Source organism: Clostridium algoriphilum (assembly GCF_020443705.1).
GTDB lineage: Bacteria > Bacillota > Clostridia > Clostridiales > Clostridiaceae > Clostridium_AD > Clostridium_AD algoriphilum.
This window is the reverse complement of sequence record NZ_JAIZZK010000030.1, coordinates 1-15672: the sequence shown is the minus strand read 5'-3', so window position 1 is coordinate 15672 and position 15672 is coordinate 1. Positions and strand designations below refer to the sequence as shown.

The window sequence follows — 15672 nt, the reverse complement described above, 5'->3', positions numbered from 1 at the left end:
ACCGTATTCGTGGACACCCCAAAAAGAAAGACAAGAACTGCAATGAATTATTTTACCATATACTGCACAAGTGGAGTGTGTTACGTTGATAGAAAGGGAACTACTTGAATAAAGGAGCTATTAGATACATGAATTTTTATTTCGCACCTATGGAAGGTTTGACTGGGTACATTTATAGAAATGCCCATAATGCTTTTTTCAATAATATAGATAAATACTTTTCACCTTTTATTACTGCAAATCAAAGCGAAAGTTTTAAAACTCGAGAATTAAATGATATTTTGCCTGAAAACAACCAAGGACTAGTTTTGATTCCACAATTACTAACCAATAATGCAAAAGATTTTATTCATACTTCAAAGAAAATAAAGCTGCTGGGATATAATGAGATCAATTTAAATTTGGGATGTCCTTCTAGAACTGTAGTTTCAAAAAATAGAGGGTCCGGATTTCTTTCAAAAAGAGAAGAACTTGATATGTTTTTAGACGAAGTTTTTTCTCAATCGATAACAAAAATCTCATTAAAAACCAGAATAGGAAAAGACCAACCTGAAGAATTTTATGATTTAATCGAAATATTTAACAAATACCCTATAGAAGAGCTTATTATTCATCCAAGGATTCAAAAGGATTTTTATAAAAATAAGCCTAATCTGAAAATTTTTAAGGAAGCCTTGATTTTAAGTAAAAATCCTGTTTGTTATAATGGTGACATTTTTACAATCAAAGATTACAAGGAGTTTTCGGCTGATTTTCTTAGTGTAGATACTTTAATGTTTGGTAGGGGATTATTAGCCAATCCTGGAATGATCAGCGATATTACAAATAACATTAAACTTGAAAAAAAATTACTAAAAGACTTTCATGATAAAATTTATGAAGATTATAAAAGAATACTCTTTGGAGATAGGAATGTCTTGTTTAAAATGAAAGAATTATGGTTTTATATGATTCCAGTGTTTTCTGATAATGCAAAATATGCAAAAAAAATTAAGAAATCAGAAAGATTATACGATTACGATGAAGCTGTTTCAAGCTTATTCAGAGAACAGGATGTTTTAGAATATTGATAAATATTCTCATTGAAAAATCAAAAACCGATGCATGGCTTTTGCATGCTGCAAACACATATGATAGAATTTAAAAGGACATAAGAGGTTTTATATTCATTTGAGATATATAATAATGGCTATTATTTTTGTATATAAGTAAAGCATTTTATCAAATTTAAAAAATATATGTTATGATAAACAAACAAAGAGGGCAACATATGATAAACTAATAAGACTAACAAAACTTACAAGTAAGAAGAGAGGTATATAAAAATGGAATTTATCAATGGCATATTTAATAAAAAAACTCAAAATGTAATAAATGATTACAAAAATAAACTTCCTGAAGATATACAATTCATTGATTCATATATAGAGATAGTCAAACTAGCTTTAGTGAAGAATAATATAACTACTGTTGAATTATTTTATTCATTTGATGGTAGAGAATTATTTGATAAGATCAAGAATGAAAATTCATCTAAGAACATTTTAGTTTTATACAAAGGACATATTGATAATTTAATTGCAAAAAATGGATATATTAATGTACATCACTCAAAACGGGGTAATTACTCTTTAGTTGTTTTTCAACATCAATTTATATATGAAGAGTTATTTGGAGTTGAATTATGGAATGATGGAAGTTCAACACCTCAGAAAATACATACATTTAACTGTTACATATCAGAAAAAATCAATTATTTTGCAGGCATGAATTGTGAAGTTATGGGTATAGGTATAGGAAATATCAACAAGAAACAGTATGAAAATTTGATGGAAGATTATCACAACACAGTTAAAACACCCAAAAATAAAACAACCCCAGGTAAAGTAGCAATATATACAGGCATTGCATCTACAATTGGGGCTGGATTGCTTATAGGTTTAAAAATATGGTCAAAAAAAGATAAAAAATAATACAGAAAATTATATATTTAATAAAAAAATCACGCTTATCCTAGCGTGATTTTTTACATGAAATTTAAGTTATTTTATTAAAGTTTTCCCCTTTTCATATAAGTAGATTTGGATTTTGGAACCGTTATAGGAGTTTTAAGAACTATGGAAAATTCCATACGTTTTACTGTGTCGGCAAACCAGTTGGTACCAGGTTCTATTCCTGTCGGAAGCACCATAGGAACCCAGTAACTGCAATAGTTACTGGGTTTAAATATTTTTTTATGGGAATGAGAGTAAGTGGAATTATGTATTTGCAAATATTTATATTAAAATTGCCACATTAAATGAAATAAATTGGTATGGAGTGAATGTCGGAAATCGTATACAATAAATACATAAGGTGGCTGAGGAGGTTTTTGAATTGGTTACACTTAATAAAAGACAAATAGATATTATAAATTCTTTATCAAACAAAAATACTCATATAACAATAAAAAATATTTCAAAGATGTTTGATATAAGTGAAAGAACCATAAGAAGTGATTTGGATTCTATTAAATATGCATTGAAGGAATATAATATTTCTTTAGAAAGAAAACCAGGAGTTGGAGTAAAGCTTGATTTTGATGAAAGTGAAATTGAAAAATTTCTGAATATGTATGAGCATAAAATTTATTCAGCCGAAGAAAGAGTACTATTTGTTTTGATTATCATTATGACAAAAGAAAAAACAACATATGAAGAACTAGCAGAGAAATTACAAGTATCTAAAAATACAATAATCCAAGATTTAAAGTCAGCCAGAATATTATTAGAAAAGTATGATATCAGAATTAAAAAGAAATCCTATTATGGAATATTTTCAGAGGGAAATGAAGATGAAATCAGAAGCTATTTATTACAGTTATATAAAAAATCTACTAAGTATATTCAGTTAGATATAAACAAATATCTCATGGAATGCCTTAGGTTAGATATAAATGATATTAGAAGCTTTACAGAAAGTATTGAAATTTTGGCTAGTGTTAAGTATTCAGAAGAAGGTTTAGATGAACTGGAAGTCATGATAAAATTCTCACTTTGTAGAATCAGTATTGGAAATACTGTTGAATATAGCAGTGAGTGTATTAATAAACAGAAAGCCAATAAAAATTATACAATATTAAAAGATTGTATAAAAAACTTAAATTATAAGATTACAGAAAGTGAAATATGTTATTTATTAAAATTATTTAGTGGAGCTAAAAGTACATTAGGTAATTTTATAACTACAAACTTAGAAGTTGATAAATTAACAACTAATATTATTAAGGATATGTGTGATGTTATTAATATTAATCCAATAGAGGATGTAGATTTGAAAGAACAAATGTCAATTCATTTAAAAGTAGCAATTTTTAGATTGAAAAATAATCTTCTAATTGATAATCCAATGCTTGAAGAAATAAAGTACAAAATGTCTTTTATTTACAGTATTACCGAAAAAATACTTTCAGAGTATGAAAGTGTATTAAAAGTTAAGTTTCCAGAATCAGAAATTGCCTATATAGCAATGTATTTTGATGCATTATTTGAAAGAAATGTAAAAGATAAGTTTTCATATAAAGTGTTAATAATATGTAATGGTGGACTTGCTACATCAAGTCTTTTAAAGACAAGAATAAGAGCAATGATTCCAGAAATTAAAATTTTAGGAATATGTAGATTAAGGGATGTAGAAAGCAGTTTAAAAAGGTATGAGGTTGATTTTTTAATTAGTACAGTACCTCTTGCCTTAGATAATTACAAAGTAATACAAGCTAATCCACTTTTAGAATTAGGGGATATAGAAAAAATCAATAAAGAAATATTTAGTAGAAGATATGAAAAAAATTGCAAATTTCTTGTGGAAAAAGTTCGAAATAAAAGCCAAAGTGGCATAAGTAAAATACTACCCAAAAAATATTCACAAATAGGTGTAGAACTAAATGATTGGCAAGAAGCTATAAGAGTAGCTGCAGAACCATTAATTGAAGATAAAAAAATTAAAATGCAGTATGTTAGTGAAATAATTAAAGTTATAGAAACCTTAGGCAACTATATGGTATTTATACCTGAAATAGCTTTTGTTCATGCAGAACCTACTTTTGTTATAGAAAATTCAGTAGGTCTTCTAGTATTAAAAAAACCAATTAAATTCGGAAGCCAGAAAGAGACATTAGTAAAAGTAATAATTGTTTTAGCTAACAAAAATGAAAATATGAATTTAGTAAATTTAATAAATATCATAACAAAAGAAGGCAATATAAAAAAGCTAAAGGAAGCTAATTGTTATGAGGATATAGAAAATATTAAGTAGTAGTTGGGGGAGGATTAAATATGTTCATAGAGATTATTGATAAAGTAGATAATTATGAAGAAGCAATAAAGATGTCATGTGATATCTTGGAGAAAAATGGAGTTGTAGAAAGTAGGTATTATGATGCAATAAAAGCCAAAATTAAGGAATATGGTTCATATTTTTGCATTGCAGATGGGATATGTATGCCTCATGCAAGACCAGAAGATGGAGCTTTAAAAGAAGGCCTTTGTGTATTAAAACTTAATAATTCAGTAGATTTTGATGGGAAATTAATAAATGTATTTTTCACATTATCAGCAAAGGATAGTGAGTCTCACATAGGTTTACTAAGAAAAATTGCTGAGGTGTGTATGAATAAAGATAAATTAAGCATTATTAAAAATTCAAAAAGCAAAAAAGAAATTATGGGGGTAATGTAAAATGAAAAAAATTATGGCAGTATGTGGTTCAGGATTAGGTTCAAGTTTTATGGTGGAAATGAATGTAACGGAGATTTTAAAAGAATTAGGAGTAACAGATAAATATGAAGCATTTCATACATCGCTTGCAGACGTAACAGGTATGGATGCAGATATTTTTGTTACAGGGTTAGATCTTGCAGATAGTGCAAGTCATTTACCAAACCTTATAGTATTAAACTCCTTATTGGATAAGGATGAATTAAGAGAAAAGATCAAAGAAAAAATAAACTTATAAACTATGAAGAAAAATTTATAAAAATCATTAAGATTTAATAAATTTGAGGAGGAATAAAAATGAATGGAATTTTAAAAGTTTTTGTTGATTTCTTATCACAACCAGCAATAATAATAGGTGTTATCGTTCTTGTAGGATTATTACTTCAAAAGAAAAGTGTAGACGTAATTATCAAATCAACATTAAAGGCTATGGTGGGTTTTGTAGTTATACAGGCAGCAGCAGGAGTTATTGTTGGGTCCTTAAATCCATTTGGTGTTATGTTTCAACAAGGATTTCATATTTCAGGAGTTATACCAAATAATGAAGCGATTGTTGCTATGGCTTTAAAAGAATATGGTACACCTACAGCTTTAATTATGACATTTGGTATGATAGCAAATATATTTATAGCAAGAGTTACAAAGTATAAATATATATTTTTAACAGGACATATTACATTATATTTAGCGTGTATGATTTCAGTTATACTAGTTTCATCTGGAATGACAGGAATACATTTAATATTCACAGGATCATTAGCCCTAGGTCTTATAATGGTAATATCACCAGCTATACAACAACCTTTCATGAAGAAAATTACAGGAAATGATAGCGTAGCATTAGGACATTCTGGAGGAACTTCATATGCTCTTGCAGGATATATAGGTAAAATTGTAGGTAAGGGATCAAAATCTACAGAAGAAATGAATGTTCCAAAATCATTAGGTTTCTTAAGGGATTCAGTTGTATCTATCTCATTAACAATGGCAATTCTTTATATAATAGTTGCAATAGCTGCAGGTAAAGAATTTGTAGAAACTACCATTTCTAGTGGAAATAACTTTATAGTTTATTCCTTAATAGAAGCATTAACTTTTTCGGCAGGATTTATATTAATACAAAATGGTGTTAGATTAGTTCTTAATGAAATAGTACCCGCATTTAAGGGAATTTCAAGTAAAGTAGTGCCAAATTCAAGGCCAGCATTAGATTGTCCAATTATATTCCCATACGCACCAAATGCAGTAATAATTGGATTTATATCTTCTTTCGTAGGTGGAATAGTTTCAATGTTTGCACTTGGAGCAATGGGATTAGTAATAATAATACCAGGAGTTGTGCCACACTTTTTCTTAGGAGCTACATCCGCTGTATTTGGTAATTCAACAGGGGGTAGAAGAGGTGCAATTATAGGGTCGTTTGTAAATGGTATCATAATATCATTCTTACCAGTTGCTTTATTACCTGTATTAGGTAATCTTGGAATAGCAAATTCAACATTCTCTGATACAGACTTTGCACTTTCAGGAATATTCTTAGGTAAAGTGCAAGGATTTATCGGAGGAGTAGGTTTAACATGTGTACTAATTGGAATATTAGCTATTATGGTTATTTGGACAGTTGTGACTAAAAATAAAAAAGTAGATGATAGTGCTCAAGCTAAAGTAGATTAATATACATGAAAAATGGAGGAGTTTTGAAAAGGAAGAAGAGTTTGAAGATTATTGTCTTACTTTTTAAAGTGCAAATAAATATAAATTATTTACAGTTTGTTATTAGGTTTGGTATGAAATCGGGCCTACCTAACATCTAGAATAAGAGATAGATAGTTAGTTATATATAATAACTTTATTAAAATAAAACTTTAAATATGAAGGAGTCTTAATTGTGAAATTATTTATTGATACAGCTAATGTTTCTGATATTCGTGAAGCTAATGAAATGGGTGTTATTTGTGGTGTAACTACTAATCCATCACTAATAGCAAAAGAAGGTAGAGACTTTATAGAGGTTATAAAAGAAATAGCATTTATTGTAGACGGACCTATAAGTGGGGAAGTTATTTCATTAGATGTAAATGGTATGATAAAAGAAGGAAGAGAAATAGCTAAAATTCATAAAAACATGATTGTTAAAATACCAATGACTGAAGACGGTTTAAAGGCTGTTAAAGTACTTTCAAAAGAAGGAATAAAAACAAATGTAACATTAATATTTAGTGCAGGACAAGCTCTTCTTGCTGCAAGAGCAGGGGCTGCTTATGTAAGTCCTTTTATCGGAAGACTTGATGATATAAATGCTAATGCTATGGATTTGATAAGAACTATAGTTGCTATATTTAAAGTGCACGGAATAGATACTGAAATAATTGCTGCAAGCATAAGAAACCCAATGCATGTTACAGAAGCAGCAGTTGCAGGTTCACATATTGCTACAGTACCACTTAAAATTATTAAACAAATGATAAAACACCCATTAACAGATAATGGGATAGAAAAATTTGCAAAAGATTGGAAAGAAACTTTCGGTGAAGAATAGAGAAAAATGTAGGTAGAGTATTAAATTTATTTAAATATTTGTAGGCAAAGTGAAAATAAAAATTAGAATTATAAAACCATTAATTAATAGTCAGTAACCCCTGGAAATAATGAACTGAACCACTAAATACGGACATTGTAAAAATACCCCCAATTGTAGGATAATAAAACTATGATTGGGGGTATTGTTATGTCAATAGTAAAAGGCAAGAAACGGTTTGGTTCTGCAATTTTAAATGAAGTTAAAGAAATGGTATCAAAATGGAGATAGAATTCATAGTGACCAAGGGTTTCAATACACTTCCAAAGGGTATTTTGACCTAACAAAAGATCATCGCCTAACTTATTATTCAAGATAGCTTATTTAGTTACAACAGTTTGATCTAATGCCACTTCTTCATCTATAGCATATTTACAATGTTTTAAATTAAGTATTTCATCAACAGCTTTCTTATAACCTCCTGCTTCTCTGAGTGATTTTCCAATCTTTTCACTGTTTATTCTGAAATTATTGTCTGAAAAAATCTTAACTACTGACTGCCTCAATATCTCAGGTGTAACTTTATCTTTTTCAATAACAATACCTGCAGCAAGTTCTGATACTCTATTAGCTACAGCAGGCTGATCAACTGATTGAGGGATAAGAATCAATGGAACATCATAATACAATCCCTCATTTGTACTGTTCATGCCACCATGGGTAATAAATACATCTGTATGTTTTAAAACTTCAAGTTGAGGTACATAATTACGAACAATAAAATTTGATGGAATATTTCTAAATGTATTAATATCTGTGTCTTTACCTACAGACATAATAATCTTTGCATCCATATCAGCAAAAGCATTAAAGCAATTTTCATAAAACTCAATAGAACCATTAAATACAGTACCTAAAGATATATAAATAACCTTCTTCTTATCATTAGTTTCTAAAGAAAAATTCAATTTTTCCTTTCTATCTGATATTGATGGGCCAATAAACTTATAGCTTTCATCAAAACTTTCACCACAAAGTTGAAAATGCTTAGAAGTATATACAATATTAATCATGCCGGTTCCAGAAACTGCAGTAAATATACTAGGAAATTTTATATCATATTTTTCTTGTAAATTTTCAACTAAGGTTATGTACTCGGGGCTATTTACAATTTGCTGTATTATAGGTCCAAATTGCTTAAATAGCGATGAAAAAATATTTGTTTTTTCGTTCGTTGCAAAAGTAGTAATAGAACAAATTGTGGGTATTTTTAATATCCTTCCCACTTCACTTCCTATAATAAAAGCTGAATCATAAAAAATACAATCAAATTTTTCTATCGAATTAAATATATATTCAATTATTTCTTCAATCATTTCTTTTAACTCTTCCATCGGAGGCTTACTATTTTTTGAATTTGAGTGTCCATTAATGGAACTTGATAAACTCGTATGGATTTTAAATTTAGCTCCTGTCTTTTCTATTTTTTCTCTAAATTCCTCACCAGCAATATAAGTAACCTGTTCTCCTCTATTCATTAATTCTTTAACTAGACCTATCGTAGGGTTAACGTGTCCATTACCGAACATATTTATAAATAATATTTTTGACATTTTATCAATCCTTCTTTATTTTATATTAGTACATTAAATATATAATAATTATAAATATTTAAATTTGTAATATTGTTTAACTAAACATGAGATTCTTCAGTGCATCTAAGCCTCAAATATTTTATCAAGTTCTTAATACCTTTAGCTATATGAGTGTGCTGTAGTAAATTTATAGTTCTTATTTTTCATTGTCACAAGCTGTTTAGTCAACATCATTAGTTTCTTGTCTTTTCACTCCATGAAATAATACTTTCAAAAATACATTCATCCTATTTTCCCCATTGAAAGGTAGATTTTTAATATACAAATCGAATAGCATACTTCTTGCAACCCCTAAAATAGTACCGGAGATTTCTTTAACTTCCTCTTCAGTATATTGCCTAAATTCTTTATTTGAAATTCCATATCTAATTATTTCCTCAATTAATTCGTTTTCTTCAGTGTCGTATTTAGTCCTTATTTTCGTTTTGAGATCAATGCCTTCTTTAATTTCATAGCGTGCAATATCATATAGAGCAGCATATTTTTTTATTTGAGAAATATATTCAAGTAAATATATTCTAAGCTTATCTTCTGCCTTTTTTTCTTTATTAAGAGCTTCTTTTGAGCTTTTTATTACATCTTCAACAAGTCTTTTCATTACAATAAGAAAGATTTCTTCTTTATTGGTATAGTAATAGTAGACGGTGCTTTTTCCTTTACCAGCTGCTTTTGCTATATCTTCCATTGTTGTTTTTTTTAAACCCCACTTCTGGAAAAGGACGGATGCTGATTCAATTATTGCATCTCTTATTATTTGTTCTTTATTATTTTTCATTTTTTTATTATTCAATCCTTTCTATTTTGGTCCTTTAGGCTAAAATCGTTTCGTAGTACATATTATATACCCCCCTGAATATTTGTCAATAAACTCTTTATAAGTTCACAAAAAATATTTACTATCAATATTGTTTGGTATTGTCACGCGCGAAAAGGTTGCGTTTGGCAACACGCTTTCCAGGATGGTAATGTGTGTGTGGCGTTGCACCAGTGAGCAAAGTGTACTAAAATAATGGTAATTTTAAAGAGCTTGTGAGATAATATATAAAACACTTTCTACAGTTGGAAATATGACTGTTGTTATTAATAATTTAGTTAAAGATAATCTCGTTGTGAGATAGAGTTATCCTAAGGATAGACGAGTTACTTTGATAAGTATTACTGAAAAAAATATCATGTGTACAAACGTGTACTCATGATCATTTAAACAACGATTACTAAATAGTAATCGAATTGGTAGTATTTTTAAAAGAACAGTTTTCCTTGAAAAAGGATATAAATCAAATTATGGTGAGTGTAGATTTGAATGGGATGAAAGAAAAAACAAATGCCTCCATATGGCGTCTAATAAGCAGAGGTTAAGCAACTATTAAGGTCAATTAAGATGTCAAATTATATGTAATAGAATTGGAACAAAATATAAAGATAAAGTTCTTTAACATTTTATTATTGTAGAGATGAAAAAATAATTTTTAGGAGAGGATGTATGGGTAAATTAAGAGAAAATGTATTTCTTGCTATAATATTGACGGGATCTTCGGCTATTATTTATATTATTCAAAATGCGATCTTTCACGAACCTTCGCAAACAGCATTTTATATTTTTCAGGATATGGCATTTATGCCGTTCCAAGCCCTTATCGCAACCTTGGTGATCGATCAATTTTTGAAAATTAAGGAAAAACGAATTAAAACTAAAAAAATCAATGTGGTTATTAGCACATTTTTTGTGGATGCCGGGGTCAACATCATGATGGCCATGTCACGTTTCAATCAAAATCATAATGAAGCATGTGAAATCATAAAAATTGAAGAATTCATAGATAACAAAGGAAGCAGTGTGAAGAAAACTCTTGGTGAGTTCGAATACCATTTCTATGCCGACCCTAACAAGTTGGAGGAATTGGTCTCAACAATGGATAAAAACAAAGGATTTCTATTGGATCTTTTGGAAAATCAAAATTTGCTTGAACATGAGTCCTTCACGGACATGTTATGGGCTGTTTTTCATGTTGCCGATGAGTTGAAAACCAGAGGAGATTTAAAAAGACTTTCTAAATCTGAAATCGACCATATATCTGAGGATATGATACGTGCATACGCGGCAATGGTTATGGAATGGATCAGTTATATTATTTATTTGAAAGATGAATATCCATTTCTATATGCAACTGCTATACGAAAAAATCCATTTTATCAGGTTAGTACAGAATATATTCCATAACAAGAAAATCTTTATCTATTTCTGATTTACCTAAATTTTTAAGTGCTTCTAGCAAGAATACCTCAATTGTACCTGAAATTACTGTAGTCTGTCCTGATAGGTTAGTTTCTTTACTTCCTTTAATATCCTTTGTTAATTCTCGTCTTTTTGCAGACATTTCTTCATTCATAATCCTTTCTGATTCTGAAAGGATTTCATCATCCACTATGGTTTTGCTGCTCTTTTTAAGTATATCTTTAATAAATTTACCTGTGAGTGTAGTCATATTATATGCCCCTTGTTTAGTGTCATAATACTATATTACTCTTTCTGTTAATTTAAGTTCACTCAATCGTGTAATAGTTACTATTACGAACAGTATTCTTATAATAAATTCAAATCTGTGGATAACTTTGAGAAAGATGAATAGAACATATTTTACGGAGCAGCAAAAGAGACAATAGCAGAGTAGCTTAAACAAAGTGAAAGGCTTATAGCCTTAGAACAAGCAACCCGTTTTTACGTGTTGTCATGACTAAAAAAGTTCGAGTTAAGCTTGAAATGTATATCTCTTATGTATATAATATCTGTATACGGTTTCAATGTACATTTAAGGGTATTATTACCAAGTATAGCTGATGCAGTAAAAGATATTGATTAGATGGATTCAAAGTTAAAAAAGAATTGGAGGAGTTTTGCTTGCGGCAGTTCAATGTTGTGGTTTTTCGAATTTCACATAACGACATTCATGAAATCGTATTAATTAAAGGGAGGTATATTTATGTTTTTTAAGACTATGGAACAACATGAAAATTTGAGGACAAGAATCAGAGAGTTTGCTGAAGAAGAAGTTAAACCTATTGCATTTATGTTGGATCAAGAAAATAAATTTCCTGAGGAAGCAATTAATAAGTTAGCTGATATGGGGATGATGGGGATCCCATATCCAAAAGAGTACGGCGGAGCAGGTTTGGACATAATTAGCTATGCAATCGCCGTTGAGGAATTATCAAGAGTCGACGGTGGTACAGGCGTAATCCTTTCCGCTCATACATCTTTGGGATCATACCCAATTTATGCCTATGGAACAGATGAGCAGAAACAAAAATACTTGGTTCCATTGGCAAAGGGAGAGAAACTTGGCGCATTCGGTCTTACCGAGGAGAATGCTGGTAGTGATGCCGGTGGTACGGAGACTACTGCTGTTTTAGAAGGCGATTATTACATTTTGAATGGTGAAAAAATCTTCATTACAAACGCTGGTAAGGCTGATATTTATATTGTTTTTGCAGTTACATCGCCGGATATAGGTATTCGTGGCATGAGTGCGTTTATTGTGGAGAGGGGCTCAGAAGGCTTTAGCTTCGGTAAGCATTACGACAAGATGGGTATTCGTTCATCAGCCACTGCAGAGCTGATTTTCAATGACGTGAAAGTCCCTAAGGAAAATCTATTAGGCGTTGAGGGTAGTGGTTTCAAGATAGCTATGGCAACTTTGGATGGTGGTCGTATTGGTATTGCAGCTCAGGCTCTGGGCATCGCACAAGGCGCTTATGAGAATGCTCTAGAGTACTCAAAAGAAAGAATTCAATTTGGAAAACCTATCTGTCAGCAACAGATTATCGCTTTTAAGTTGGCTGATATGGCGACAAAGCTTAGAGCAGCTAGATTACTTATTTACAGTGCGGCGGAGCTTAAAGAAAATCATGAGAATTACAGTATGGAAGCTGCTATGGCTAAACAATACACTTCCGACGTTTGCCTCGAGATTGTAAATGACGCTCTTCAAATATTTGGAGGAAACGGCTATTTAAAGGGTATGGAGGTTGAGCGTGCTTACAGGGATGCTAAGATTTGTACAATATATGAAGGAACTAATGAGATTCATCGTGTCGTTATTGCTGCTCACATCATAGGTAAGATGCCGAAAAACGAGCGCGCAGGTAAAGCGTCTAAGAGTGGACCTACGACAGGTTATCGTAAGAAAGTGATTTTCAAGAAAGGAACTCCCGAGGAAAGAGTCGATGCTCTTGTGGAAGCCCTTAAGGAAGATAAATATGATTTTACAGTTGGAATTCCAATGGACACTCCTATTACTAAGGCTGAAAGGGTAGTCAGCGTAGGTCTAGGCATAGGGGAAAAAGAAAATATGAAGCTTATAGAAGACTTGGCAGTTCAAGTTGGTGCAGCTATAGGGTCTTCACGTCCAGTAGCTGAAACGCTTAAATATTTACCATTAAATCGTTATGTGGGTATGTCCGGTCAAAAATTCAAGGGAAATCTTTACATTGCCTGCGGTATTTCAGGTGCAGGTCAGCATTTGAAAGGTATAAAGGATGCTACTACAATTGTTGCTATAAATATCAATCCTAATGCGAAAATTTTTAAGAACTCAGACTACGGTATCGTTGGTGATCTAATGGAAATCTTGCCACTTCTCACTGCCGCTTTAGACAACGGAGAAGTAAAGAAGGAGGCTCCACCAATGAAGAAGATGAAGATAGCCTCTGGGAAGAAATTTATTCCGAATTGGAAACATTATGTATGTAACGGATGCGGTTATGAATATGATCCTAGTATGGGTGAGGCCGAAGGCGAAGTAGCTCCGGGAACCCTCTTTGAAAATATACCGCAGGAGTGGACTTGCCCTGCTTGTGGTGAAGAAAAAGATATGTTTTTAGAAGTATGAGCCTATAATAATTAAACATAATAATGTGTTTTTAGTGTAAAGGAGGATTATATCTATGTATTGTGTTAGAAAAATAACTGAGGATCTTTATTGGGTTGGTGGAAGCGATCGTCGCCTTGCTCTGTTTGAAAACATTCATCCCATTCCACGAGGTGTTTCCTATAACTCTTATCTACTTTTAGACGAGAAGACAGTACTTTTTGATACAGTGGATTGGTCAATTTGCCGTCAGTTCCTTGAGAATATTCAAGCGGTTCTAAAAGGTAGATCTTTAGATTATATGGTAATTAATCATATGGAGCCGGATCATGCAGCGTGCATTGAAGAGGTTATTCTTCGTTATCCGAACGTAAAGATTATATGCACCCAGAAGGCGTCTTTGTTCATGCATCAGTTCGGTTTCCATGTCGATGGCAACGTAATAGAAGTCAAAGAAGGCGATACTATGTCATTTGGAAAACATAACGTTACATTTGTGGCGGCTCCAATGGTACATTGGCCAGAAGCTATGGTGACATATGATATTACAAATGGAGTACTATTTTCCGCTGACGCATTCGGCTCTTTCGGCTCATTGGATGGTCAGTTGTTTAATGACGAGATGAACTTTGATCGCGATTGGATTGACGATGCTAGAAGGTATTATACAAATATTGTAGGCAAGTATGGTCCTCATGTTCAGAATTTATTGAAGAAGGCGGGCACTATCGACATCAAGATTATCTGCCCGCTACATGGACCGGTATGGCGTAATAACTTGGGGTACTTGTTAGATAAGTACGACAAGTGGAGCAGATACGAACCTGAGGAAAATGGCGTAATGATTGTTTATGGAACAATGTACGGTAATACGGAGGCCGCTGCAAGCGACTTGGCAACAAGGCTCGTGGAAAAGGGAATGACGAATGTTGTTATGTATGACGTTTCAAAAACTCATGTCTCCTATTTGATTTCTGAGACATTCAAATATAGTCATGTGGTTCTTGCCTCTGTAACCTACAACTTGAAGATTTATCCACCGATGCTGGGGTATATAATGGATATGAAGGCATTAAATCTTCAAAAACGCACTTTCACTCTTATAGAAAATGGCTCATGGGCTCCTCAATCCGGCAAATTGATGCGTGAACTTTTGGATGAGATGAAAGATATGACTATTTTAGACAATGAGATGTCATTGAACTCCGGCATGAAAGAAGATGATGCGGATTCAATGGATGCTATTGCTGACAGCATTATCGAGTCAATGAAGTAATTTTAGAAAAACATAAATTTGGGATCAACTCATGGATAAAATTCGTGAGCTGGTCCTTTTTGGTGTACATGACCTCTTTTAAATTGCAATTTAGGCTGATATATAAATGGTGATATGGATATTAGTCCAGAAGATTCTTCCTAACTTATATGTATTACTATAAAATAAGGTCTTACAAAAATATTATCTGTTTCCTTGTCCACTTTTCTTATTTTTCCCAATTTAATTACTATTTGAGTATATTAAAATAATTAAAAATAAATACTATACAACTACATTGACAACATTGTAGTTGTATAGTAGACTATGATTACAGCGGTGATAAAGCAATGGTAAAACCACTGAAGTTAAAAAGAACAAAAAACGATTAAAGTAAATTAATTATCACATATGATAAAAAGGTTAATTCTGATCCACCAAAGTTATACAAAATATAAATTCGGAAGGAATGATTTTAATGGGATTAATGACTGGAGAACAATACGTAGAGAGTCTTAGAAAACTTGAATTAAAGGTTTACATGTTTGGAGAATTAGTTGAGAATGTAGTGGACAACCCTATAATACGACCTTCAATGAACTCAGTTAAAATGACTTATGAT

General features: G+C 31.3%; 14 protein-coding genes and 1 pseudogene. 12 read left to right on the top strand and 3 right to left on the bottom strand.

All coding sequences use genetic code 11. The features are described from left to right. Positions 1–128 precede the first annotated feature (128 nt). From LGK95_RS17505 to fsa, 7 genes are all read left to right on the top strand, one after another. Positions 129–1070 carry a tRNA dihydrouridine synthase gene (locus LGK95_RS17505; RefSeq protein WP_226126203.1) on the top strand — a complete coding sequence of 314 codons (942 nt, stop codon included), beginning with the start codon at positions 129–131 and terminating at the stop codon, positions 1068–1070. 255 nt (positions 1071–1325) lie between these two features. After that, positions 1326–1973, top strand: a complete 648-nt coding sequence (locus LGK95_RS17500; protein ID WP_226126202.1) for a hypothetical protein — start codon at positions 1326–1328, stop codon at positions 1971–1973. Positions 1974–2376: 403 nt separating this feature from the next. After that, positions 2377–4293, top strand: coding sequence for a BglG family transcription antiterminator (locus LGK95_RS17495; RefSeq protein ID WP_226126201.1), 1917 nt, complete (start codon positions 2377–2379; stop codon positions 4291–4293). Positions 4294–4313: 20 nt separating this feature from the next. After that, positions 4314–4715 (top strand): PTS sugar transporter subunit IIA, encoded by a 402-nt coding sequence (locus LGK95_RS17490; RefSeq protein ID WP_226126200.1) that lies wholly within the window; start codon positions 4314–4316, stop codon positions 4713–4715. 1 nt (position 4716) lies between these two features. Beyond that, positions 4717–4992: a PTS sugar transporter subunit IIB gene (locus LGK95_RS17485; RefSeq protein ID WP_226126199.1), complete on the top strand. Its 276-nt coding sequence runs from the start codon at positions 4717–4719 to the stop codon at positions 4990–4992. 59 nt (positions 4993–5051) lie between these two features. Then, complete coding sequence (locus LGK95_RS17480; RefSeq protein ID WP_226126198.1) at positions 5052–6428, top strand: PTS ascorbate transporter subunit IIC; 1377 nt, start codon at positions 5052–5054, stop codon at positions 6426–6428. Between the two features lie 214 nt (positions 6429–6642). Further along, positions 6643–7293 carry a fructose-6-phosphate aldolase gene (fsa, locus tag LGK95_RS17475; protein ID WP_226126197.1) on the top strand — a complete coding sequence of 217 codons (651 nt, stop codon included), beginning with the start codon at positions 6643–6645 and terminating at the stop codon, positions 7291–7293. A 359-nt stretch (positions 7294–7652) separates the two neighbouring features. Here fsa and LGK95_RS17470 read toward each other — a convergent pair whose 3' ends face one another. Then, positions 7653–8885, bottom strand: coding sequence for a macrolide family glycosyltransferase (locus tag LGK95_RS17470; protein ID WP_226126196.1), 1233 nt, complete (start codon positions 8883–8885; stop codon positions 7653–7655). A 202-nt stretch (positions 8886–9087) separates the two neighbouring features. Next, complete coding sequence (locus LGK95_RS17465) at positions 9088–9702, bottom strand: TetR/AcrR family transcriptional regulator (RefSeq protein ID WP_226126195.1); 615 nt, start codon at positions 9700–9702, stop codon at positions 9088–9090. Positions 9703–9949: 247 nt separating this feature from the next. Here LGK95_RS17465 and LGK95_RS22875 point away from each other — a divergent pair. Further along, positions 9950–10042 (top strand): annotated as a pseudogene (locus LGK95_RS22875) (MarR family transcriptional regulator); the annotation flags it as partial. A gap of 368 nt (positions 10043–10410) precedes the next feature. Further along, the gene (locus LGK95_RS17460) at positions 10411–11148 is read left to right on the top strand and encodes a hypothetical protein (protein WP_226126194.1); all 738 of its coding nucleotides are present in this window, start codon (positions 10411–10413) and stop codon (positions 11146–11148) included. Here LGK95_RS17460 and LGK95_RS17455 read toward each other — a convergent pair. Beyond that, a complete protein-coding gene (locus tag LGK95_RS17455) occupies positions 11126–11413 on the bottom strand; it encodes a hypothetical protein (RefSeq protein ID WP_226126193.1) in 288 nt (95 codons plus the stop codon). The genes LGK95_RS17460 and LGK95_RS17455 overlap by 23 nt on opposite strands. A gap of 495 nt (positions 11414–11908) precedes the next feature. Here LGK95_RS17455 and LGK95_RS17450 point away from each other — a divergent pair, with 495 nt between their 5' ends. The 3 genes from LGK95_RS17450 to LGK95_RS17440 form a co-directional block, all read left to right on the top strand. Beyond that, positions 11909–13816 carry an acyl-CoA dehydrogenase family protein gene (locus LGK95_RS17450; protein ID WP_226126192.1) on the top strand — a complete coding sequence of 636 codons (1908 nt, stop codon included), beginning with the start codon at positions 11909–11911 and terminating at the stop codon, positions 13814–13816. A 55-nt stretch (positions 13817–13871) separates the two neighbouring features. Continuing rightward, positions 13872–15071 (top strand): FprA family A-type flavoprotein, encoded by a 1200-nt coding sequence (locus LGK95_RS17445; RefSeq protein WP_226126191.1) that lies wholly within the window; start codon positions 13872–13874, stop codon positions 15069–15071. 457 nt (positions 15072–15528) lie between these two features. Next, positions 15529–15672 (top strand): 4-hydroxyphenylacetate 3-hydroxylase N-terminal domain-containing protein (locus LGK95_RS17440; RefSeq protein ID WP_226124336.1); only part of this gene is annotated, 144 nt, incomplete at its 3' end.